At 67.9% G+C, this 22,438-nt stretch carries 25 protein-coding genes and 2 riboswitches; of the genes, 17 read left to right on the top strand and 8 right to left on the bottom strand.

The annotated features are described in order from the left end of the window. Positions 1-12 precede the first annotated feature (12 nt). Entirely contained in the window at positions 13-888 is an 876-nt protein-coding gene (locus BN976_RS02570) for a polyphosphate kinase 2 family protein (protein ID WP_011778078.1), read from the bottom strand. A 200-nt stretch (positions 889-1,088) separates the two neighbouring features. Continuing rightward, a complete protein-coding gene (locus tag BN976_RS02565) occupies positions 1,089-1,793 on the bottom strand; it encodes a TetR/AcrR family transcriptional regulator (protein WP_036367669.1) in 705 nt (234 codons plus the stop codon). A gap of 76 nt (positions 1,794-1,869) precedes the next feature. Here BN976_RS02565 and BN976_RS02560 point away from each other — a divergent pair, with 76 nt between their 5' ends. The 6 genes from BN976_RS02560 (at position 1,870) to deoC (ending at position 5,923) form a co-directional block, all read left to right on the top strand. Continuing rightward, the gene (locus BN976_RS02560; RefSeq protein ID WP_086008470.1) at positions 1,870-3,222 is read left to right on the top strand and encodes a DUF445 domain-containing protein; all 1,353 of its coding nucleotides are present in this window, start codon (positions 1,870-1,872) and stop codon (positions 3,220-3,222) included. A 92-nt stretch (positions 3,223-3,314) separates the two neighbouring features. Continuing rightward, complete coding sequence (locus tag BN976_RS02555; RefSeq protein WP_011778081.1) at positions 3,315-3,845, top strand: helix-turn-helix domain-containing protein; 531 nt, start codon at positions 3,315-3,317, stop codon at positions 3,843-3,845. After that, on the top strand, positions 3,838-4,488 hold the full coding sequence (locus BN976_RS02550; RefSeq protein WP_011778082.1) for a hypothetical protein: 651 nt from the start codon (positions 3,838-3,840) through the stop codon (positions 4,486-4,488). The genes BN976_RS02555 and BN976_RS02550 overlap by 8 nt, the downstream gene beginning before the upstream one ends. Before the next feature lie 63 nt (positions 4,489-4,551). Next, a complete protein-coding gene (locus BN976_RS02545; RefSeq protein ID WP_011778083.1) occupies positions 4,552-4,833 on the top strand; it encodes a DUF2516 family protein in 282 nt (93 codons plus the stop codon). Then, positions 4,833-5,246: a DUF2599 domain-containing protein gene (locus tag BN976_RS02540; RefSeq protein ID WP_036367666.1), complete on the top strand. Its 414-nt coding sequence runs from the start codon at positions 4,833-4,835 to the stop codon at positions 5,244-5,246. The genes BN976_RS02545 and BN976_RS02540 overlap by 1 nt, the downstream gene beginning before the upstream one ends. Next, complete coding sequence (deoC, locus tag BN976_RS02535) at positions 5,246-5,923, top strand: deoxyribose-phosphate aldolase (RefSeq protein ID WP_036367665.1); 678 nt, start codon at positions 5,246-5,248, stop codon at positions 5,921-5,923. Before BN976_RS02540 ends, deoC begins: the two co-directional genes overlap by 1 nt. Positions 5,924-5,926: 3 nt before the next feature. Here the strand turns inward: deoC and BN976_RS02530 are convergent, their stop codons facing one another. From BN976_RS02530 to BN976_RS02520, 3 genes are read right to left on the bottom strand one after another with little or no spacing between them, the layout of a single operon-like run. Continuing rightward, positions 5,927-6,799 carry an LmeA family phospholipid-binding protein gene (locus BN976_RS02530; protein WP_011778086.1) on the bottom strand — a complete coding sequence of 291 codons (873 nt, stop codon included), beginning with the start codon at positions 6,797-6,799 and terminating at the stop codon, positions 5,927-5,929. 38 nt (positions 6,800-6,837) lie between these two features. Beyond that, positions 6,838-7,725, bottom strand: a complete 888-nt coding sequence (locus tag BN976_RS02525; protein WP_011778087.1) for a carbon-nitrogen hydrolase family protein — start codon at positions 7,723-7,725, stop codon at positions 6,838-6,840. 13 nt (positions 7,726-7,738) lie between these two features. After that, on the bottom strand, positions 7,739-8,896 hold the full coding sequence (locus BN976_RS02520) for an agmatinase family protein (RefSeq protein WP_011778088.1): 1,158 nt from the start codon (positions 8,894-8,896) through the stop codon (positions 7,739-7,741). 11 nt (positions 8,897-8,907) lie between these two features. Continuing rightward, a riboswitch (guanidine-III (ykkC-III) riboswitch) is annotated at positions 8,908-8,976 on the bottom strand. 118 nt (positions 8,977-9,094) lie between these two features. Further along, positions 9,095-9,204, top strand: a riboswitch (guanidine-I (ykkC/yxkD leader). A 23-nt stretch (positions 9,205-9,227) separates the two neighbouring features. Between BN976_RS02520 and BN976_RS02515 the strand changes: the two genes are divergently transcribed. The 6 genes from BN976_RS02515 to BN976_RS02490 all read left to right on the top strand — a co-directional run bounded on the left by BN976_RS02515 (position 9,228) and on the right by BN976_RS02490 (position 14,425). Continuing rightward, a complete protein-coding gene (locus tag BN976_RS02515) occupies positions 9,228-10,751 on the top strand; it encodes a high affinity choline transporter 1 (protein WP_011778089.1) in 1,524 nt (507 codons plus the stop codon). Positions 10,752-10,760: 9 nt separating this feature from the next. Beyond that, entirely contained in the window at positions 10,761-11,825 is a 1,065-nt protein-coding gene (locus tag BN976_RS02510; RefSeq protein WP_036367663.1) for a DUF2330 domain-containing protein, read from the top strand. A 202-nt stretch (positions 11,826-12,027) separates the two neighbouring features. Next, positions 12,028-12,732, top strand: a complete 705-nt coding sequence (locus tag BN976_RS02505; protein WP_011778091.1) for a hypothetical protein — start codon at positions 12,028-12,030, stop codon at positions 12,730-12,732. Then, complete coding sequence (locus tag BN976_RS02500) at positions 12,729-13,535, top strand: hypothetical protein (protein ID WP_011778092.1); 807 nt, start codon at positions 12,729-12,731, stop codon at positions 13,533-13,535. Before BN976_RS02505 ends, BN976_RS02500 begins: the two co-directional genes overlap by 4 nt. Continuing rightward, positions 13,532-14,143, top strand: coding sequence for a cytochrome c oxidase subunit 3 family protein (locus BN976_RS02495; protein ID WP_051558259.1), 612 nt, complete (start codon positions 13,532-13,534; stop codon positions 14,141-14,143). Before BN976_RS02500 ends, BN976_RS02495 begins: the two co-directional genes overlap by 4 nt. A 3-nt stretch (positions 14,144-14,146) precedes the next feature. Next, complete coding sequence (locus BN976_RS02490; RefSeq protein WP_011778094.1) at positions 14,147-14,425, top strand: cytochrome C oxidase subunit IV family protein; 279 nt, start codon at positions 14,147-14,149, stop codon at positions 14,423-14,425. A 6-nt stretch (positions 14,426-14,431) separates the two neighbouring features. Here the strand turns inward: BN976_RS02490 and BN976_RS02485 are convergent, their stop codons facing one another. After that, positions 14,432-15,220, bottom strand: a complete 789-nt coding sequence (locus BN976_RS02485) for a hypothetical protein (RefSeq protein ID WP_011778095.1) — start codon at positions 15,218-15,220, stop codon at positions 14,432-14,434. Positions 15,221-15,240: 20 nt separating this feature from the next. Beyond that, positions 15,241-15,747: a DUF2505 domain-containing protein gene (locus BN976_RS02480; RefSeq protein WP_011778096.1), complete on the bottom strand. Its 507-nt coding sequence runs from the start codon at positions 15,745-15,747 to the stop codon at positions 15,241-15,243. Positions 15,748-15,773: 26 nt separating this feature from the next. Here BN976_RS02480 and BN976_RS02475 point away from each other — a divergent pair, with 26 nt between their 5' ends. Both BN976_RS02475 and BN976_RS02470 read left to right on the top strand, forming a co-directional pair. Further along, positions 15,774-16,823, top strand: coding sequence for a UDP-N-acetylmuramate dehydrogenase (locus BN976_RS02475; RefSeq protein ID WP_036367660.1), 1,050 nt, complete (start codon positions 15,774-15,776; stop codon positions 16,821-16,823). A 15-nt stretch (positions 16,824-16,838) separates the two neighbouring features. Then, positions 16,839-18,137 carry a L,D-transpeptidase gene (locus BN976_RS02470; RefSeq protein ID WP_036367659.1) on the top strand — a complete coding sequence of 433 codons (1,299 nt, stop codon included), beginning with the start codon at positions 16,839-16,841 and terminating at the stop codon, positions 18,135-18,137. Between the two features lie 75 nt (positions 18,138-18,212). On the opposite strand, the gene BN976_RS02465 is transcribed toward BN976_RS02470, so the two are convergent. Continuing rightward, positions 18,213-18,971 (bottom strand): SDR family oxidoreductase, encoded by a 759-nt coding sequence (locus BN976_RS02465; protein WP_036367657.1) that lies wholly within the window; start codon positions 18,969-18,971, stop codon positions 18,213-18,215. Positions 18,972-19,196: 225 nt separating this feature from the next. On the opposite strand from BN976_RS02465, the gene BN976_RS02460 reads away from it, so the two are divergent. The 3 genes from BN976_RS02460 to BN976_RS02450 are packed head-to-tail and all read left to right on the top strand — an operon-like array spanning position 19,197 to position 22,426. Then, a complete protein-coding gene (locus BN976_RS02460; RefSeq protein WP_036367655.1) occupies positions 19,197-20,510 on the top strand; it encodes an ROK family transcriptional regulator in 1,314 nt (437 codons plus the stop codon). A gap of 36 nt (positions 20,511-20,546) precedes the next feature. Next, complete coding sequence (gene mshA / locus BN976_RS02455; RefSeq protein WP_036367653.1) at positions 20,547-21,899, top strand: D-inositol-3-phosphate glycosyltransferase; 1,353 nt, start codon at positions 20,547-20,549, stop codon at positions 21,897-21,899. Then, on the top strand, positions 21,896-22,426 hold the full coding sequence (locus tag BN976_RS02450) for a type III secretion system chaperone family protein (protein ID WP_011778102.1): 531 nt from the start codon (positions 21,896-21,898) through the stop codon (positions 22,424-22,426). The genes mshA and BN976_RS02450 overlap by 4 nt, the downstream gene beginning before the upstream one ends. The last annotated feature ends 12 nt before the right edge of the window (positions 22,427-22,438 follow it).

The raw sequence follows: 22,438 nt of genomic DNA, 5'->3' as shown, positions 1-22,438 counted from the left end.
GGCTCGGCCCGGTCAGGCCGAGGCCAGTCGCTTCTTCTCGGCGGCGACGTCGAAGTCCGGCGGCGGCCACGACATGTTGAGGCGTTTGAGGGTCTCGATCAGCAACTCGGTGATCGCCAGCCGGCTGTACCACTTCCGGTTGCAGGGCACGATGTGCCAGGGCGCATACGCGGTCGACGTGCGGTCCAGCATCGCCTGGTACGCCTCTTGGTACGCGGGCCATTTCAGCCGTTCGTCGATGTCGGCGGGGTTGTACTTCCAGTACTTGTCGGGCCGCTCGAGCCGCGCGGCCAGCCGCCTCTTCTGCTCGTCGAGCGAGACGAACATCGCGACCTTCACAATCGACGTGCCCTGGTTGACGAGTTCCCGCTCGAACGCGTTGATCTCGTCGTAGCGCGGCTGCCAGACATCGGGTGGGACCAGATTGTGGACGCGCACGATGAGCACGTCCTCATAGTGCGAGCGGTCGAACACCCCGATGTGACCGGCCGCCGGCAGCGCCTTGCGGATCCGCCACAGGTAGTGGTGGGCCAGTTCCTCGGCCGTCGGCTTGCCGAAACTGCGGTACTGAATGCCCTGCGGATTGCCGCCGCCCACAACGTGTTTGACGATCCCGCCCTTGCCTGCGGTGTCCATGCCCTGTAACACCAGCAGCACCGACCGGGTGTCGCCGGAACGGCTGTTGGCATAGAGCTTTTCCTGCAGTTCGGCGAAGCGCACGTTGCGTTCGGCCTGCAGTGTGGGTGCGTCGGACTTGGTGCCCCGGAAGCCGGGGGTGGCTTCGGTGTCGATGTCGGCCACCTTGTCGCCCGGTTGGAACATCAATTCGGCGTGCGGTTCGTGTGACCACAGCGACGGCAGGTCGTTGGGTTCGCCGGCTTCGATCATGCGCCGTCCTCGCAGGCTCGGTCGGCGCATTCAGGGCCGATGATTCGCTCGCAAGCTTCGCTCATGCGCCGTCCTCGCAGGCTCGGTCGGCGCATTCAGGGCCGATGATTCGCTCGCAAGCTTCGCTCATGCGCCGTCCTCGCAGGCTCGGTCGGCGCATTCAGGGCCGATGATTCGCTCGCAAGCTTCGCTCATGCGCCCTAGTCAAGCAGGCGAGTGGGCAACGCCGGGGAAGGATGAGGACTCTGACGGAACGTGTCCAGCGATCCGTTGACCTCGACGATGCCGCACAGCGCACTCCAGGACAGCATCGTCAGATAGTCGATCAGCTCCTCGGCGGTCATCCGCGGATTCGACATCCACGAGTGCGTGGCCAACTGGACGCCGCCGACGATGTGGTACGCCCACGGTTCGGCGCCGCCGGTGTCCATGCCTGCCGACACCATGCGCCTGCGCAGCATGACCGCGAGCATGCGCGCGATGATCGTCTCGGAGTCGGCGACGGCCTTGCTCTTGCTCGCCGAGTTGTTGGCCATCACGAACCGATAGGGCTCCGGTTCGGCCGCGACGGTCTCGACGTAGACCTTGATGATCTCGCGGGTCAGGTCGTATCCATCCAGATTCGACGACAGCGCGGCCGCCATGTTGGGGATCAGCGTGGTCTGCGCGAAACGCATCATCACCGCGGTAGTGAGGTCGTTCTTGTCGACGAAGTAGCGGTAGAGCACCGTCTTGGAGACACCGATCTCCGCCGCGATCTCGTCCATGCTGACGTTGCTGCCCAGTCTGCGGATGGCCTCCAGCGTGCCGTCGACCAGCTCGTTGCGGCGCTCCACCTTGTGCCGGTGCCAGCGCCGTTTCCGTCCGTCGGTCTTGGCCGCCACCGGCGGGAATTGTTGTGCCACGTTCGCGGTGATCCGTTCCCTATGTACGCATCGATAATACGGCGGCCGGCCCCGGCTGGTTGTCCGCGCAGGGATGATGGGACATGTGGCTCACCGACTAGATGCCCCGGACGTCCGGCCCGCCGGCGCGCTGACGAGTTTCGCCCAGGCGATAGCCGACGCGGACAGCGCCGCCGACGCCGAACGCAGGCGCGCGCTCAGGCGCATGAAGCTGGTCGCGCTCGGTTTCCTGCTCGGGGCCAGCGTCATCTTCCTCATCTGCACCTGGGCGCAGTCCCGGGGTGCCGCATCCGGTGGTGCGGCCCCCTGGATCGGATATGTGCGGGCGGCGGCCGAGGCCGGCATGGTCGGCGCGCTGGCCGACTGGTTCGCGGTCACCGCGCTGTTCAAGCATCCGCTGGGCATTCCGATCCCGCACACCGCGATCATCAAGCGGAAGAAGGATCAGCTGGGGGAGGGGCTCGGCACGTTCGTGCGGCAGAACTTCCTGTCCCCGGCCAACGTGGAGACCAAGCTGCGCGACGCCGACGTCGCCGGCCGGGTGGGCAAGTGGCTCTGTGACCGCAAGCATGCCGAGCGGGTGGCCGCCGAGACGGCGACCGTGCTGCGCGTGCTGGTCGAAATGCTGCGTGACGAGGACGTCCAGCATGTGCTGGACCGGATGATCATCAAGCGGATCGCCGAACCGCAGTGGGGTCCCCCTGTCGGGCGGGTGCTGTCCACGTTGCTGGTCGAGGGCAGGCAGGAGGCGCTGTTGCAGTTGCTCGCCGATCGCGCCTTCCAGTGGTCGTTGAACGCCGGCGAGGTCATCGAGCGTGTCATCGAACGTGACTCGCCGACCTGGTCGCCGCGGTGGGTGGACCATCTCGTGGGCGATCGCATCCACCGCGAGCTGATGGACTTCACCGACAAGGTGCGTCGTGATCCCGATCATGAGCTGCGCCGGTCGGCCACCCGGTTCCTGTTCGAGTTCGCCGACGACCTGCAGAACGACGAGGCCACGATCCGCAAGGCCGAGAACGTCAAAGACCAGATCATGGCCCGCGACGAGGTCGCCAGGGCTGCCGAGACGGCATGGAACGCGGCCAAGCGGATCATTCTCGAATCGGTCGACGACCCGTCGTCGTCACTGCGCACCCGCATTGCCGACACCGTCGTGCGCATCGGGGAATCCCTGCGCGACGACGCTGACCTGCGCGACAAGGCGGACAACTGGATCGTGCGCGGGGCTCAGCACCTCGTCGGCGAGTACGGGGCGGAGATCACCACGATCATCACCGACACGATCGAGCGGTGGGATGCCGAGGAGGCCAGCCGCCGGATCGAACTTCACGTGGGCCGCGACCTGCAGTTCATTCGCATCAATGGCACCGTGGTGGGGTCGCTGGCGGGTCTGGCCATCTATTCGATAGCCCAGCTATTGTTCTGACCTGCGCTAACTGGTGCTTGCAAAAGTTAGCACCCCGTCGTACGGTTGGTGTTGTCGGTAATCGGATAACCCACCGCACGAGGGGGCAACCCATGCCGCAGGATGAGAATCTTGCCGCTGTCATGTCCAGCGCTGCACAGGACATCGGCTCTTTCATCCGGGCCCAGCGCGAAGCCGCGCAGGTGTCGGTGCGGCAACTGGCCGAGAAGGCGGGGGTGTCCAACCCGTACCTCAGCCAGATCGAGCGGGGCCTGCGGAAACCGTCCGCAGATGTGCTCAACCAGATCGCCAAGGCACTGCGGGTTTCCGCCGAGGTTCTCTACGTCAGGGCCGGAATCCTCGAGCCGAGTGAGACCAACGAGGTCCGCGACGCCATCGTCACCGACACGGCGATCAACGAGCGGCAGAAGCAGGTGCTGCTCGACATCTACACCTCGTTCTGCCAGCAGAACGAGGCCGTCCTCGCCGAAGCGGTCTCAGCGACGGAAGCGCGAGGCGACAATGTGACCGACGTAGACGAGGAGCCCACGACTGAACAAGACAAGAGCCCTCTAGAGATCCCCGAAGTCCCGCAATCGATCACAGAACTCAAACCTCCGAAGGAAGGACACAGCCATGGCTGAGACCAACAAGAACCAACTCGACATCGACGACCTGAAGGCCCCTCTGCTCGCCGCGGTCGGTGCAGCCGACCTGGCGCTGGAGCGCGTCAACGAGATCGTCGCGACGCTTCGTGAGCGTGCCGGCGAAGCCCGCACCGACTCCAAGAGCCGCGTCGAGGAGAGCCGCGCCCGCATCACCAAGCTGCAGGAAGATCTGCCGGCCCAGTTCGGCGACATCCGCGAGAAGCTGACGGCCGAGGAGCTGCGCAAGTTCGCCGAGGGCTACGCCGAGGCCGCGCAGTCGACCTACAACAAGCTCATCGAGCGCGGCGAGGCGGCGATCGAGCGCCTGCGCACCCAGCCGGCGCTGGAAGAGGCCGCCAGCCGGGTCGAGGAGTACACCGACCAGGCCGTCGAGCTGACCCAGGAGGCGCTGGGCAACGTCGCGTCGCAGACCCGCGCAGTCGGTGAGCGCGCCGCCAAGCTGGTCGGCGTCGAGCTGCCGAAGAAGGCCGAGTCGGCCGCCGCGCCGGCCAAGAAGGCCGCCAAGAAGGCGCCGGCCAAGAAGGCCAGCCCGGCTGCGGCTGCGAAGACCTCTGCGGCCACCCCGGCCAAGAAGGCCCCGGCCAAGAAGGCGGCGGCCAAGAAGGTCACCCAGAAGTAACCGACCCCACCGCGCGAGCGGCGGAAGTCGAAAAGGGGACGTAACCCGCATAGGCTATTGAGCGTGCAGCTCCAAGGCCTCGTGGGTTACGTCCTCTTCGCATTGCAGATCGCCGTCCTGGTGACGTCGGCCTACGCGTTCGTGCATGCCGCAATGCAGCGGCCTGACGCCTACACCGCAGCCGACAAGCTGACCAAGCCGGTGTGGCTGGTGATCCTCGGGGTGGGCGTGCTGCTGGCTCTGGTGCTCGGCATCACCGGCGTGGCGATCGCGGCGGTCGCCGCGGGCGTCTACCTGGTCGACGTGCGGCCCAAGATCCTGGAGATCCAGGGAAAGTCACGCTAGTGCGCGCGTTCGTGATCGCCGCCGTGGCCGCGGCGGGCACTGTGGTGGTGCCGGCTCCTCCCGCTGCGGCGTCCCCGGTCCCCGGGCCACCGCCGTACGTCGACCACGTGACGTGGGCGAAGTGGGGTGACCTCTCGAGCCTGCGCGTGTATCCGACGCCGTCGGCACGCCGCACATCCGGTCATGCAGGCACTGCGGCGCTGGCAGAGGCGGCGTGGGCCGAGGTGTTGACGCTGTCCCCCGACGCCGCGATTCCGGGCATGCGGGAGCAGTTCCTGTGCCACTGGAACTTCGCCGAGTTCGTCGAACCCGGCAAGGTGAGCTGGAACCTGGAACCGTGGCGCCCCGAGGTCAGCCCCGAGCAGATGATCGCCACCCGATGCAATCCGGGCGGCACCGAAGAGCCCTTCTGATGGGTTCCTACTCGCGCGCCCGGGTCGCGGCGCTGGTCGACCACACCCTGCTCAAGCCCGAGGCGACCGAGGCCGATATCGAGGCCCTCGTCACCGAGGCCGCCGAACTCGGCGTCTACGCGATCTGTGTGTCCCCCACGTTCGTCGCGGCCGTCTCCCTGTTGGCGCCCGACGCGACGGTGGCCTCGGTGGTGGGATTCCCCTCCGGCAAGCACGTTTCGGCGATCAAGGCCGAGGAGGCCCGGTTGGCGGTCGAGGCGGGAGCCAGGGAGGTCGACATGGTCATCGACGTCGGATGCGCTCTTGCCGGAGAACTCGGCGCCGTGCGATCCGACATCGCGGCGGTGCGTGCCGCCGCCCCAGAAGCAGTGCTGAAGGTGATCGTCGAGTCGGCCGCGATCCTCCAGATCAGCGGCGAACCGTTGCTCGTCGACATCTGCCGGGTGGCCGAGGACGCCGGCGCCGATTTCGTCAAGACCTCCACCGGTTTTCACCCGAGCGGCGGCGCCTCGGTCCGTGCCGTCGAGTTGATGGCGGGCGCGGTCGGCGGCCGTCTCGGGGTGAAGGCCAGCGGCGGGATCCGTTCCGCCGCAGACGCGGCGGCGATGCTCGACTCGGGTGCCACCCGGCTGGGCCTGTCCGGAACCCGCGCGGTGCTGGCCGGGTTTCCCGACTGACGCCTACAGCCCGGCGAAGCAGGGGTCGTCGGTCTGCTTCGGGATGGATGCGTTTCTGGTCGAGAACTGGCTCACCACACCGGAATCGGTGACTTCGACGGAATCGGCGCGGATGTCCATCGGGTAGTCCTGCGTCAGCTCGGAGGTGAACGCGTCCAGCGCGGGCTGCACGGCCTCGCGGGGCAGGGTGAAGCCGAGGCCGGTGACCTGCTGCACCCGCAGCGCGATGCCGCCGTCGGCGACCTCGGGACGCGCGGTGATGCTGCCCAGCGCGCCTTCGAGCTCGACGGTGCCGTCGTTGGGGTTGGTGGTCACCCCGGTCACGAAGCTGCCGACGAGCGGGATGGCGCCCTGAATCGTCTGCTTGATGCCCTCGGCGCTCCAGGTGATGTGCGCGACCAGCGAACCGATGGTTCCGCTGGAGGTGGGGGAGTCCTCCAACCGGACGTCGTTGATGTCGAGGTCGACCTTCATGCCCTTGGCGTCGCGGACCTGGTTGCCAGCCGTCTCGATGCGGATGTTCGTGTAGTGCCCCGACACGTGCTGCATCAGGAACGGCGGCAGCACGCCGAACGATGCGGTGGCGTCGTCCTGGACGACGCACTCGACGGTGCCGGCGACGACCGTGTCCGCGCGGTTACGCGCATACAGTTCGGCGCCGAGCAGGCCCGCGAACACCAGTGCCAGCACGATCACGACGACCAGCACGATCGAGATGGGGTCGCTGAAGATGTTCTTCAGTTTCGCCGGCAACGAGGAACCTTCCTGAGGGGTGGGAGATGTCGGCCCTGGCCCGTAACCGGGGGGCTGGTCCTGCGGAAACGGTGCCGGCGGTGGGCCGGGCTGTTGTGGCGGACGCGCCCAGGGATCAGTCACCCCAGCGATTCTGCCCTACTGCCCTGAGTGGATGCCGATCAGCGCTCGCGCGAAGAGCGGACTGCTGGCGATGAGCGCTCGCGCGAAGAGCGGACTGCTGGCGATGAGCGCTCGCGCGAAGAGCGGACTGCCTCTGAGCGGTTGTGCATCACCGCGACGGTCTGGCGGGCGGCACGGGCTGCCTCCAGGTCGATATCGCACATCAGCAGCTGCGGGTCCGCGCCCGCCGAGGCCAGCACCTCACCCAGCGCTGAGGCCACCACGCTGTGGCCCACCCCGGTCGGCCCCAGCGCGGCGATCTCGTCGCCCGGGTAGGCCTGGCCGACGGCGGCGACCACGGTGCTGGTGTCGATGGCCCTGGCCCGGGCCAGCAGTGTCCACTGGTCGATCTTGCCGGGACCGTTGCCCCATGAGGCGTGCGCGGTGATGATCTCCGCGCCGCGTTCGGCCAGTTCGACGTAGAGCTCCGGGAACCGGATGTCGTAACACAACGTCAGGCCGACCTTCACCGGCCCCGACTCGCTCTCGACCGTGATGACGACGGGATCACGTCCCGGGGCGACGGTCTTGGACTCGCTGAAGCCGAACGCGTCGTAGAGGTGGATCTTGTCGTAGCGCGCGTCCACCCCCGGCCCGGTGGCGATCAGCGTGTTGGTGACCCGGTCGTCGTCGTCCGACGGGACGTACATGCCCGCCACCACCACGACGCCCGCGCGCGCGGCGATGCCGCGTACCGCCGAGGCCCAGGGGCCGTCGAACGGCTCGGCGATCTCGGCCGGCGGAACCCCGAAGCGGCAGATGGTCGCCTCGGGGAACAGCACGAGGGACGCACCTGCCTCGGCGGCCCGCCCGGTGTACTCCTCGACGAGGTCGAGGTTCTCGGCCGGGTCGGTACTGCCGCGGATCTGAGCCAACGCGATGCGCATGCCCCCAGCCTAGTTACGGCCCCCAGGCCGGGCGGTCGGCCCTGGCGGCCTTCTTGCCGAGCTTGCCGGACCGCACCTGGGCGGCCAGGCTGTCGAGGATCACCCGCGAGCTCATCAGCGCGGTCTGCTCGGCCCAGTCGTACGGAGGTGAGCACTCGACCACCTCGATGCCGGCCAGGCCGGGCTCGGAGACCATCTTGACCAGGTTGAGCGCCTCGCGGGGCAGCAGCCCGCCCGGTTCGGGCCAGCCGGTGCCGGGCACGAACCCGGCGTCGATGACGTCGATGTCGAAGGACAGGTACACCGCCTTGGCGTCCTTCCATGCCGTCTCGAGCGCGATCTCGGCGATTTTCTCGACCCCCACCCTTTCGACGTCGCCGACGGTGATGACGGTCGACTTGCGGTCACGGCCCACCTTCACCCCTTCGCGCGGGCTCTGCCAGCCGCCGATGCCGATCTGCACCAGGTTGGTCGCGGGCGCGTTCTTGATGTTGGTGGCGTGGAACCACGGCGTGGTGTGCATCCGCTCGTCGAGGTCGGTCTCCTGGGTGTCGACGTGCCGGTCGAAGTGGATGATGCCGATGTTGCCGTCCATGTAGGGCGCCAGACCGCGGATGGTGGGGAAGCCGATGGAGTGGTCGCCGCCGAGCACGATCGGCATCACGCCCTTCTGCACCACGTGCGCCATCGCCTGGCTGATCTGGTCGAACGACTTCTCCAGGTTGCCCGGGATCGTGAACACGTCGCCGATATCGACCATGTTCAGCTGCTCGCGCAGATCCACGCCGGACTCGTAGTTGTAGGTGCCGAACAGGTTGGTGGAGCGGCGAATCCCCTGCGGGCCGAACCGGGTTCCGGGGCGGTAGGTGGCGCCGGCATCCAGCGGCACACCGAAGATCGCGACCTCGGCGTCGTCGACCTCGTTGACGTCCTCGATGAACGGGCACTTCAGGAAGGTGCCCCGTTCACCGGCGAAGTGAGGCTTCTCGCCGCGGACGAACGTCGAGATGGTGCGGTCGTTGATCGTCGGCGCGGCCTCCAGCCCGTAGCTGAGGCCGCGGTCGATCTCCTCCCGCAGCCGGCGGTCGCCGAGCCTGGCTTCGGCCTGCTGCGCCCAGGCGCCCTCGGCGTTGGGCAGATCTGGGTTCGGTACGTCATACGACTCGGACACGAGTACTCCTCATCGCGCCGTCTTGTCGCTGACCGGGTACGACGCACCTCGTCCGGGGCGCCGGAACACGCGACGCCTGTGGTCATTGTCAGCACGTCCGTGAATCCCTGTCCACCGGAACTGGAAACGCATCTTTTACATCCTGTGTGACCTGACGTAATGAGCCGGCGCTTTTCTGAGTTGGACTCACACAGGTATGTGGGGCGCGCCTAGGGTTCCGCCGGCAGGCAGCCGGGTCTGGTCCGAGAGGCGCAGGCGGCCGGCACCGGAGCCCGGCCGTTCCACGGCGGGACAAAAGCCCGGGAGACTCCAGTTCGATTCGGGAGACTCCATGATCCTTCTCGGCGTGGCGATCAGTATCGCTGTTGTGGTGGCCGTCGGCTTCTTCGTGTCCAGGCGTATCGAGGGTGACAGCTCCAATTTCCTTGTCGGCGGCCGGATGCTGCCGTTCTGGCTGGTCGGCGGTGCCCTGATGGGTGCGGCCGTGGACACCAACGCCACCCTCGGCAACACCGACCTCGCGTTCGGATTCGGGTTCTGGGCGGGCGCCACGCTGCCGCTGGGCCTGGCGCTGTGCCTGACCATCACCGGCATCTTCTTCGCCAAACCGATGAACCGGATGGGGTTGACGTCGTTCCCCGACTACTACCGGCTCAGGTTCGGCCGGTCGGTCGAGGTGGGGGCGTCGCTGCTGCTCGTCGTCGCGTTCTGCATGCTGGTGGCAGGCAATCTGGTGGCCGGCGGCTTGCTGTTCAACTACTTCCTGGGCATGCCGTACTGGCTCGGGGTGGTGCTGATCGCGGCGATCGCCGTGGCCTACACGGGCACCGGCGGTCTGATCGCCGACGCCTACACCGCGATCATCCAGATGGCGTTGATCCTGGCCGGCGCGATCGGCCTTTTCGTGTGGATGTCGAGCACCCATGGTATCGACATCGCCGAGGGCACAGGACCTTTCGCGTTCGGTCAGTTGTCCGACCCGGCGCAGGGCGCCGTCATCAACTGGGCCACGCTGATCGCACTCGGGATCGGTGACGTGGTCGCGATCGACTTCATGGCACGGGTGTTCTCGGCCAAGTCGCCGGATGCCGCCCGCAAGGCCTGTTTCAGCGCGGCGACCGGGACCGTCGCCATCTGCGTGCCGTTCGGGCTCGTGGTGCTGGCCGCACATTCGTTCATGCCGGCCGAACTGGACGGCCCGGTGCTGTTCGTGCTGCTCGACCAGTACGCGCCGGCCGGGCTGACGGTGCTGGTGCTGTGCGGTCTGGTCGGGGCGTCGATGAGCACCGCCAACGGTGCCATCCTGGCCATCTCGAACGTCTGCGTACGCAACCTCGGCGGCGTGCGCCGGGTGCACGAGCCCGGTAAGCGTGATCCGCTGCTGCGCGCGACGCGCATCGCGATGGTCCCGATGACGTTGTTCTCGATTGCGTTCGCGATCTATGTGAAGCAGACGGGCATCCTGCTCACTCTCGCGTTCGACCTGCTGCTGGCCTGCCTGGCGGTGCCGTTCATCCTCGGGCTGTACTGGCGTCGCGGCACGGTCAAGGCGGCGATGGCGGCGATGGTCGTCGGATTCGTGGTCCGGGTCGGTCTTTTCGTGCTCACCCCGACGATCTACGGCGTCGACAACACCATCCTGTACATCCCGAACACCCTCGTCGGTGCGGCGTTCGACGGGTGGCCGACGTTCATCGCGTTCGCCGCGGCGATCCTGACCTACGTGTCGGTGTCGCTCGCGACGCGTCCCGCGCACATGCGCGGACTCGACATCCGGGTGGCCCAGGACATCGACGACGCACTCGACGACCCGGATGCGTTCGAGAAGGAACCGGAGCTGGCGAAGGCGACGTAATCTCACCGGATGGCACGGGTGCGGTGGTGGTCGCTGATCGCGGTGTGGTGCCTGTTGGCCACGTCGCTGTCGGCGCCCACCGTCGCGACCGCGTGCGCGTGCGGCGGGCTGCTCAGCGCCGATCCGTCGATGCGCATCGCCGACGAGCTGGCGCTGCTCACCGCTGACGGCGACACCGAGACGATCGTGATGCGGCTCAACCTGAGCACCTCCGCCGACAACGCGGCGCTGGTGATGCCGACCCCCGCCCCGGCGACGGTGTCGGCCGCACCCGCCGACCTTTTCGACGATCTGGCCGAGCTGTCCGCTCCGCGCATCGAGACGGTGCGGCGCTGGACGATCGGCTGGGACGGCGCGATGGCGTCGGAGGGGGCGACCGCACGGGCGCCGGGGGCAGGCCCGGGCGATCCGACGGTGCTGCAGCAGGTCCAGCTGGGTCCGTTGGAGGCCACCACACTCTCCGGTGGAGATCTGGACGGTATTCGGAAATGGCTGGACGACAACGGATATCAGCTCCGTGATGAGATCTCCGCCGGACTCGACCCCTATCTGCGGGAAGGGTGGTCGGTCGTCGCGATGCGCCTGACCACCGACGCGGCGTCCCTGGCGGGACCGCTCGCCCCGGTCATGCTGCGCTTCGCGTCCGAGGAACTGGTCTATCCGATGCGGATGTCGGCGCAGGCGGCCACCGGGCAGACGGTGACGATCTACACCCTCGGCGAACACCGGATGCGCCGCGACGACGCGGACGCGTCCGTTCACATCGTCAGACAGGACTACGCAGGCTCCATCGCGGGGCGGACCGACAACGCCGCGCTGACCGGGCTGGCCGGCGCCGGGAGCTACCTGACGAAGATGACCACGACGATCGTCGACCCCGCTTCCATCACATCGGATTTCGAGTTCGTCAAGGCACCGGACGATGACCCCTACCAGGCGGTCGTCTACCGCTACGAACGCATCGACCTGACGATTCCGGTGCTGATCGGCGCCGCCGTGCTGGTCCTGACGGTGGCGGTGCTGCTCGGTGCTCGCCTCACCCGCGGAATGCGACGACGTCCCACGGTGAAGTGAGCGCCCCGCCGAACGACTGCGCCATCTCGGCATCGACGCGGGAGGGCGCTCGGAGCCACTCGACCTCTTGAGACCTAGTTGCCGAACGGCTACCGTGGCTGATGCTGGTTGCCGATCGGCAACCAGATGCGGATTGCGGCCCGAACCCTCCAGCGGCAGCTCACTGCGGGGTCAGGGCCACGGGAACGGTCAGGCCGGTGTGATGAGTACCAGGGGTCAGCGCATCCTGTTGTGGACGACGCCGGCGGCGGGGGCGCTGTTCGCGGTCGCCTGTCTTCTCTTCCCGGTCTTCTCGCCACCGCTGTCTCCGGCCATGCCACCCGAAGAGGTCGCGGCGTTTTTCCGAACCAATGTCACGGGAATCCTCGGCGTCGTCATACTGTGCAATCTGATCGCTGGGTCACTGGTCCCGCTGTTCGCGGTTGCCGCGGTGCAGATTTCGCGCACCGCGACGTCGAGCAGTGTGTTCACCTACGCGTACATCATGTGCGTCGGCGTGAGCATCACGGCGTTCATCCTCGCCGACTACTGCTGGGGTGTCGCCGCGTTCAGGCCCGAACGTGACCCGCAGCTCATCAGCCTGCTGAACGACATGGCGTGGTTCTTCTTCATCGCTCCGGTGGGCAGCATCGCCGTCCAGAACCTCTGTCTCGCACTGAGCATCTACCTCGACGCACGGCCGGACCCGATCTTCCCGCGCTGGGTGGCGCACTTCAACATCGCCATCGCCGCACTGCTGATTCCCGGCGCGTTCTCCATCCTCTACAAGTCGGGTCCACTGGCGTGGGATGGTGCGGTGTCGTTCACGTTGCGGCTCTTGGTCTTTGCCACGTACATCGTCGTGATGTTCCTGGTTCTGTTGCGAATCGTCAATCGGCAGGGCAGCGAGCGCGAGGTCCTCGCATGAACGAGCGAGTCGAGGTCGCCGACAACCCCGCCGCGGGAACATCGCCGTCGTGGCGCAGACACCCGAAGCTGGATCAGTGGATTGCCTTCTGGATCGTTCCGGGCTTCTTCACGCTCTTCGGGATCGTCTTCGTGCCACTGAGTTTCATGATGCCGCCGCGATCACCGGGCAGTTCGACGCCGGAGATCGTCGGGTTCATGCAGTCCCACAATCTGCTGATCGCATGCGCGATCCTGACGCTGTCCTTCGGGCTGGCGCCGATCACCAACGCGTGTTACGTGATGCAGGTCAAGCGGATGTCGGTCAGCCCGGTGTTCCGCTACACGATCATCGTCGGCGCCACCACCGGCGCGATCGTCGGCATGCTCTTTCCCATGTTCTGCTTCGGTCTCGGCGCGTTCCGAACCGGGTACGACCCGCCAATCCTGGCCATGCTCTTCGACTTCGGCTACCTGGCCTATATCGGTTCGCTGGGCTGCTTCTGCATCATGTGGATGGCGTTCGGGCTGGCCATCCTGCTCGATCGGAACAACATCCTCCCGAAGTGGCTGGGTTACTACACCGTGTGGCAGTACCTCACCGAACTCATGGCCGCACCCGTCTGGATCGCCACCTCCGGACCCTTCGCCTGGGACGGTCTGATGACGTTCTGGTTCGCGATGGCGCTGTACGTACCGTGGCAAATCATCGTCTACCTCTGCATCTACCGAGCGATCAAGAACCAGCCGGTCCACGAGCTGGAGAATGCCCAGTTCGTCGTGGCGTCATCGTTGCCCGCCACTCGGCCGACGGCCCACGCATGACGGAGGTCGCGCAGGGGCAGACCGCCGGCATCGGCGAGCCCCGACGAGACGGCAGGACAGGCCGCCACCTCCCCGGCGAAGGGAGCATGTGGTTCTTCGTCATCGGGGATCTGGTGATCTTCGGCGCCTACTTCGTCGCCTACATGTTCTACCGAGGACAACACCCAGACCTGTTCCTGCAGAGTCAGGCCCGGTTGAACCAGGACATCGGCGCGGTCAACACGGTCATGTTGCTGACCAGTTCACTGTTCGTGGCGCTGGGCACCTCCGCTGCCCGCAGCGGCAAAGTGGCAGACGCAGTGCGGTTGTTCGTCATCGCACTCGGTTTCGGCGCAGCGTTCCCGCTACTGAAGTTGTTCGAGTACGTCCCGGAAGTGACCGCTGGATTGACGCCGGGGACCAACGCGTTCTTCATGTTCTACTACGTGATGACGGGGCTGCACCTGTGCCACGTGCTGCTCGGACTCGTCGTCCTGGGCTTCGTCGTCCGAGAGCTGCGCATATCACCGAACCCCCGAATCTCGTTAGTGGAAACCGGCGCAACGTACTGGCACATGGTCGACGTGCTCTGGCTCATCCTGTTCGCGCTGTTCTACTTGATGAGGTAGTCGTTGACGTCTTACATCCGTAGCCCGCTCGTCATCGTCTGGGCCTTGCTGACGGTGGTGACCGTCGCGTCGTGGCTGACCGCGCGTGATGGCGGCTCATCGCACCAGGTGAATATCGCCGTCACCGTCGTCGTTCTGCTGATCGCGGCGCTGAAAACGCAATTGGTGATCTGGCATTTCATGGAAGTGCGGAACTCGCCCGGCTGGCTTCGGGCAGTTATGCACCTCTGGTTGGCCGCGCTTTTCGCACTACTGTTGGGCGTCTACTTCAGCTTTCGGTAGACCGGGCTACCGGGCGGTGGGTGCGACGGCGGCCCAGGGCACGGTGAGAATTCCGTCGCGAAGGCTGCGGCGCGGCGCGGCCACCGGAAACCCTTCGCCGACAAGTAGTTCCAGCATGGCACGCCAACGCACCCGCGGCCCGAACACGCCGTGCCCGGCGACGCTGGCCCACGCGCGGTCGGCGGCCCGTAACAGCGCGTGGATCGGCTGACCCTCGACGTTGTGGTGGATGAGGATCTTCGGCAGGCGCACGGCGAGGTCGGAGGGCCGCTCGATGGCGAACGGATCGCACGCGAGTGTCAGGCTCACCGGCGCGGCGGCGTCCAACAGTATCCAGCAGCACAGCCTGCCCAGCTCGTCACAGGTGCCGTCGACGATCAACCCGCCCGCAGACACCCTGTGCTGCATGGCGGTCCACGCGTCGTGCACCGCTTCGACAGGATACTGACGGAGAACATTGAAGGCGCGCACCAGGACTGGGCGTCTGCCCGCCAATTCGAAGCCGCCGAGCGCGAACTCGACGCCGGGCGTTGCGGCGGCCTGCCCGGCGCGCACCCGCTCCGGGTCGATCTCCAGGCCGACGACACGCACGTCGGCGCGCACCTGCCGCAGCCGGATCGCCAACTCCAGCGTCGTCACCGGTTTCGCGCCGTAACCCAGATCGACGACGAGCGGATCGGAAGTGGTCTGCAGTGCCGTGCGGACCCGGGAGGAATGAACGAGCCAGCGGTCGCTGCGACGTAACCGGTTGTGGCCGGTGGTGCCGCGCGTGACCTGTCCTATCGGGGCGGCCATGGCTCGATGGTAGAGACCGGTCAGCGGTTCTCGGTGATCCACACCGTGGTGAAACGCTGCTCGGCGGTCAGCAGATCCGCCAACTGACGGCCGATGAAGTTCTCGATCTTGCCGCCGAGCAGCGGCACCCGGACCTCGATCGTGGCCGCGACCTGCATCTGCGACCCCGGTCCAGCCGGCATCAGCACCGCCTCGCCGGTCAGATTGGCCGGTGCGCCCGGGATCGAGCCGTGCACCACCGCCGACGCCCGCTGCTCGGAGACCGGCGTCCAGATCTCCTTGCGCACCAGGCTGAGGTCACCGCGGTGGAATTGCGTGACGACCGCGGGCAGGCGGTCGGCGCGCAGTGTCTGCGTGGTCTTGATGTGGAGGTTGCCCGCCGCGTCGAGCACCATCGCGTCGAGCGTGGCATGGTCGGCGCCTGAGTCACTCAGCCGGGCCAGCCAGTACCCCTCGTCGCTGAACGCGCGGTGCACCTGTTCGACCGTGCCCCCGTATTCGGTGGCCATGTCGAATGAACGCGGCATAGCTGGCCACGCTACCGTTACCGGCCGTGGTGACTTCGTTGTCCGGCGGCGTGCCTTTTGCCGAGCAGGTCCCGCTGGCGCCGCTGACCACGCTGCGTGTCGGGCCCGTCGCGCGGCGCCTGATCACCTGCGTGGCCACCGAGCAGATCGCGCCTGCGGTGCGTGCGGCGGGGCCGGACGCGCTGATCCTGGCCGGTGGCTCCAACGTGGTGATCGCCGACGACCTCGCCGACCTGACCGTCGTGCGGCTGGCCAACACCGGGATCGTGGTCGACGGCGCCGTGGTGCGTGCCGAGGCCGGGGCGGTGTGGGACGACGTCGTCGCCGCGTCGCTGACTCAGGGGCTCGGCGGCCTGGAGTGCCTGTCGGGGATCCCGGGGTCGGCGGGAGCGACGCCGGTGCAGAACGTCGGCGCCTACGGGGCCGAGGTTTCCGACACGATCCGGCGGGTCCGGCTGCTCGACCGCAGCACCGGCGACGACCGCTGGGTCAACCCCGACTTCCTCCAGTTCGGTTACCGCACAAGCATTCTGAAGAAATCGTCGGCCTGGGTGGTGCTGGAGGTGGAGTTCGCCCTGGATGCGTCGGGACGCAGCGCGCCGCTGCGGTACGGCGAACTGGCCGCAGAGTTGAACGCCGAACCGGGGGAGAGGGTCGACCCGGCGCAGGTCCGCGCGGCCGTGCTGTCGCTGCGGGCGCGCAAGGGCATGGTGCTCGACGCGGCCGACCACGACACCTGGAGCGTGGGCTCGTTCTTCACCAACCCGGTGGTAAGCCGCGCCGAGTTCGACCAGCTCGCCGCCTCAGTCGACGGGCCGGTCCCCAACTATCCCGCCCCGGACGGGGTGAAGCTGGCGGCCGGCTGGCTCGTGGAGCGGGCCGGATTCGGCAAGGGTTATCCCGATGACGAAGCGCCGGCCCGGCTGTCGACCAAGCACGCGCTGGCGCTGACCAACCGCGGCACCGCCACCACCGCGGACGTGATCGCGCTGGCCAGAACGGTGCGTGACGGCGTCCGGGCCGCGTTCGGGATCGAACTCACACCCGAGCCGGTTCTGATCGGCTGCTCGCTCTAGGTACCGTGGGTTCACGTGAGCCCTGCCGAACCGCTGCCGTGGATGACGAGACGGCGTGCCCTCGCCGCCCTCGCGGTCGGCGTCGTCGCACCGGGCACCCTGGCGGCCTGTATGTCCGGCGACAAGACCTCGACGGACGGGGTGGCCGCCGAGGACGCCCCGAAGGAGCCGACGGTCACCTACCAACCGGCCGACGCGGCCGAGGACGTCGCGCCCACGGGAAACGTCGGCGTCGAGGTCGCCGACGGCTGGTTCCAGAAGGTCACGCTGACCAACGCCGGTGGCAAGACCGTCGCCGGCTCCCTTAACCGCGACCGCACCGCGTTCACCATCACCGAGCCACTCGGCTACGGCACCACCTACACGTGGGCGGGCACCGTCGTCGGCAACGACGGCAAGGCGGTCCCGCTGGCGGGGTCCTTCACCACCGTCGACCCGACCTCGCAGGTCAGCGGACGGTTCCAGCTGGCCGACGGGCAGACCGTGGGTGTGGCCGCGCCGATCATCATGCAGTTCGACGCCGCCATCGCCGAGGACGACCGCGCCGAGGTGGAGAAGGCGCTGAAGGTGACCACCACCCCGCCGGTCGAGGGTGGCTGGGCGTGGCTGCCCGACGAAGCGGGCGGCTCCCGGGTGCACTGGCGGACCAGGGAGTACTACCCGGCGGGCACCACCGTGCACGTCGACGCCAAGCTCTACGGCGTGCCGTTCGGCGACGGCGCCTACGGCGCCGCGGACTCGACGCTGGACTTCTCCGTCGGCCGCTTCCAGGTGGTCAAGGCCGAGGCCTCCTCGCACCGAATCCAGGTCATCACCGACGCAGGCGTGATCATGGACTTCCCGTGCAGCTACGGCGAGGGCGACCTGGACCGCAACGTCACCCGCAGCGGTATCCACGTGGTCACCGAGAAGTACGAGGACTTCTACATGACCAACCCCGCGGCCGGTTACGCCAACGTCCGGGAGCGGTTCGCGGTGCGGATCTCCAACAACGGCGAGTTCATCCACGCCAACCCGGCCAGCTCCGGCGCCCAGGGCAACAGCAACGTCACCAACGGGTGCATCAATCTGTCCCTCGAGGATGCCGAGCAGTACTTCAACGTCGCAATGTACGGCGATCCCGTCGAGGTGACCGGCACCCGCCTCCAGCTCTCCTACGAGGACGGCGACATCTGGGACTGGGCGGTGCCGTGGGACGAGTGGGTGGCGATGTCGGCGTTGTCGGAGCAGGAGTCGCCCACCGGGATTCCCAGCACCGCGCCGGTGACCCCGTCGGAGGCGCCGCAGCCGGTGGGCGACCGGCCCGGCGGCTGATCGGTTTCCCGCCGAAATTGCATTCCAGCAGACAAAAGTTGAGTGAACGCCTGCTGGAATGCAATTTCGGCGAGGTCAGGTGCTCCGGTTGAAGCGGGAGCCCGCGGCGCCCGACACCTGGTCGCGCGGCCGCACCACGATCAGATCAAGGTCGACGTGCGATGGCCGGCTCGCCACAAACCCGATCACCTCGGCGATGTCCTCGGCCACCAACGGCGTGACGCCCTGATAGACCTTGTCGGCGCGTTCGGCGTCGCCGTCGAAGCGGTTCAAGGAGAACTCCGTCTTCACCATGCCGGGCGCAACTTCGGTGAGCCGCACCGGTTTTCCGAGCAGTTCGCTGCGCAGCGTGCGGTGCAGCACGCCCTGGGCGTGCTTCGCGGAGGTGTAACCGGCCCCGTTGTCGTAGATCTCCACCGCGGCGATCGACGTGACGGTGACGATCAGCCCGTCCCCGGAGTCGATCAGCTTGGGCAGCAGCGCACGGGTGACATGCAGGGTGCCCAGCACGTTGGCCTCCCACATCCACCGCCAGTGCTCGACATCGGCGTCGGCGACCGACTCCAGCCCGCGGGCCCCGCCCGCGTTGTTGACGAGCACATCGACGCGGTCCAGTCGGCCGGCCAGCGCCGCCACGGCGGTCGGGTCGGTGACGTCGGCCACAATCGCCGTCCCGTCGATCTCGGCTGCCAGCGCCTGGATCGGGGCCTCCCGGCGTGCCACGCAGATCACGTGGAAGCCTTGCGCGGCAAGAGTTCTCGCGGTCGCTTCGCCGATTCCGGCGCTGGCTCCGGTGACCACTGCAACCCGGCGGGCATCTGTTGGCGTCGTCATGGGTTCAACCCTAGGCCCAACAATCCGACCGTCGCACGAGCGCGCAGGGTCGTGCTAGTTTGACCTCGTGTTCCTGAACAGTCAGGCAGTTCTCGCTGCCGCGCGGCGTGCGTGTTGTTGTTGCGCACCCCGCCGCGCCTGACTGCGCCCGGACTGATCGAGTCCCGCTGAGTCGCCAGGTGTGGCATCTGCCAGACCATCCGACTCGACGAAGGACCATTCCCAGTGAGCACTTCCACCCTCGCTCAGCGCCCCCGCACCGCGTCCGTCAAGCGCGCGAGGCCGGCCGGCGGCGGCCGCTATCCGCAGGCGCTGCTGCACCACATCGTCGCGCCGGCGCTGCGCGTCCCTGAGGCTGCCGCCGCCGCGGTGTTCGCCGCCGCGAGGCAGCGCGGTCCGATCGCCCGCGACGTCATCGCACAGGTCACCGGGCTCAGCATCGCCACGGTGAACCGCCAGGTCACAGCGCTTCTGGAGGCCGGTTTGCTCCGTGAACGGGCCGATCTCGCGGTCTCCGGGGCGATCGGGCGGCCCCGCGTGCCCGTCGAGGTCAACCACGAACCGTTCCTGACGCTCGGCATCCACATCGGGGCCCGCACCACCAGCATCGTGGCCACCGACCTGCTCGGGCGCACGCTCGATGTGGTCGAGACGGCGACGCCGCGCGGTCCCCAGGCGGCCGCGCTGGCGGCGGTAGCCGGCAGCGCCCGCCGCTACCTGAGCCGTCCCCCGCGAGCGGGAGGTGCCCCCAGGCACCGCCGCCGCCCGCTGTGGGTCGGGGTGGCCACCGGTGGTGTGGTCGACAGTGCCACCGGCTATGTGAACCATCCGCGCCTCGGCTGGTCGGACGCGCCCGTCGGGACGGTGCTCGGCGAGGCCCTCGGCCTGCCGGTGTCGCTGGCCTCGCACGTCGACGCGATGGCCGGAGCCGAACTGCTGCTCGGAGTGCGCCGCCAGCCCGCAAAGTCCACCACCAGCCTTTACGTGTACGCCCGCGAAACCGTCGGCTACGCACTGTCCATCGGTGGCCAGGTGCATTCCCCGTCCAGCGGTCCCGGTACGATCGCGGCTCTGCCCGCCTTCTCCGAATTGCTGGGTGGCACCGGACAATTGGAGTCCACCGTCAGTGACGAGGCGGTACTGACCGCGGCACGCAAGGCGGGCATCGTCGCGGCCGAAAGCCCCACGTCGACGGTCACGGCGGTGCTGCGGGCGGCCCGGCAGGGCAACGCGGCGGCCGCCGCGCTGGTCGCCGAGCGGGCGCGGGTCCTCGGCGAGGCCGTCGCACTGCTGCGCGACATGCTCAACCCCGACGATCTGGTAGTCGGTGGGCAGGCCTTCACCGAGTACCCCGAGGGCATGCCGCTGGTCGAGTCGGCGTTCGCCGCCCGCTCGGTGTTGCCGCACCGCGACATCCGGGTGACGGCGTTCGGCAACCGGATCCAGGAGGCCGGGGCGGGCATCGTGTCGCTCGGTGGGCTCTACGCCGATCCGATCGGTGCGATGCGGCGGGCGCGCAGGCCTCAAGTGAGTGCCTGAGGTCGGGCTTCGGCGCGGCGGTGTAGACATGACGATGTGCGTCTAGCTACCGAGCCGGCCAGCCTGCCTTCCGGACTGCCAGAGCCTCGCCGGGTGGCGGTGCTGTCCGTGCATACGTCTCCGCTGGCCCAGCCGGGCACCGGTGACGCCGGTGGCATGAACGTCTACGTACTGCAGACCGCTCTTGAGCTGGCCAACCGGGGTGTCGACGTGGAGATCTTCACCAGGGCCACCTCGTCGGCCGATCAGCCGGTCGTGCCGGTGGCGCCCGGGGTGCTGGTGCGCAACGTCGTGGCCGGACCGTTCGAGGGGCTGGACAAGAACGACCTGCCGACGCAGCTGTGCGCGTTCACCGCGGGCGTGTTGCGGGCCGAGGCCACCCATGAACCGGGCTACTACGACATCGTGCATTCCCACTACTGGCTGTCCGGCCAGGTGGGGTGGCTGGCCGCCGACCGGTGGGCGGTGCCGCTGGTGCACACCGCGCACACCCTCGCCGCGGTCAAGAACGCGTCGCTGGCCGCCGGGGACGCCCCGGAGCCCCCGATGCGCTCGATCGGTGAACAGCAGGTGGTCGACGCCGCCGACCGGTTGATCGTCAACACCGAACATGAAGCGCAGCAACTGGTTTCGCTACATCAGGCAGATCCGGCCAGGATCGACGTGGTCCACCCCGGCGTCGATCTGGCGACCTTCACACCCGGTGACCGGCTGGCCGCCCGCGCCGCCCTCGGCCTGGACGCCAACTCGCGGATCGTGGCGTTCGTCGGGCGGATCCAGCCGCTGAAGGCGCCCGATGTGCTGCTGCGGGCGGCCGCGCTGCTGCCCGACGTCCAGGTCCTGATCGCGGGCGGACCGTCCGGCTCAGGCTTGATTTCGCGCCCCGGCGCGGGAGGTCTCGCCACCCCCGACAACCTGGTGAACCTCGCAGCCGAGCTGGGCATGACCGACCGCGTCACATTCCTGCCGCCGCAGTCGCGCGACAACCTCGTCCAGGTCTACCGGGCCGCCGACGTCGTCGCGGTGCCCAGCTATTCCGAATCCTTCGGCCTGGTCGCGGTCGAGGCGCAGGCCTGCGGCACCCCGGTGGTGGCCGCCGCCGTCGGAGGGCTTCCGGTCGCGGTGCGCGACGGTGTCTCCGGCGCCCTGGTCGACGGCCACGATCCCGGCGACTGGGCCGGCACGCTGGCCGACGTGCTGGCCGCGGATCCGGAGACGCTGAGCCGGGCGGCCGTCGACCACGCCGCCACGTTCTCCTGGTCGCACACCGTCGACGCGCTGCTGGCCGGCTACGGTCGCGCGATCGCCGACCACCGGGCCCGCCACCAGGGACAACTCGCCCGGCGCAGCGGACGGCGGTTCTCGATGCGCCGGGGTGTCCGGGCATGAGCTCCTCTGACGTCCGGGACGTCATCGAGGAGACCCTTAAAGAGCACGGCCTGGAGTACAGCCACCACGACGGGGCTGCGGGCGGCCTTTCCGGGCTGGTCGTCGCGTTGCCGGGGGAGCGCAGGCTCAAGACCAACACGATCCTGTCCATCGGTGAGCATTCGGTGCGCATCGAGGCGTTCGTGTGCCGCAAGCCCGACGAGAACCACGAAGGCGTCTACAAGTTCCTGCTCAAGCGCAACCGCAGGCTCTACGGCGTCGCCTACACCCTGGACAACGTCGGCGACATCTACCTCGTCGGGCGGATGGCGTTGGCGTCGGTGACTCCCGACGAAATCGACCGCGTTCTGGGACAGGTGCTCGAAGCGGTGGACGCGGACTTCAACACGTTGCTGGAGTTGGGTTTTCGCTCGTCCATCCAGAAGGAGTGGGAGTGGCGGGTGTCGCGCGGCGAGTCGTTGAAGAACCTGGAGGCGTTCGAGCATCTCATCACCGACGACCGGGACGACGACCACACCGGGCCGTGAGAGGATCTGGCC

Source organism: Mycolicibacterium austroafricanum (genome assembly GCF_000612725.1).
In the GTDB taxonomy this organism is placed as follows: domain Bacteria; phylum Actinomycetota; class Actinomycetes; order Mycobacteriales; family Mycobacteriaceae; genus Mycobacterium; species Mycobacterium austroafricanum.
Note: the sequence above shows the minus strand (reverse complement) of the source record. Positions and strands in the feature narration are given on the sequence as shown.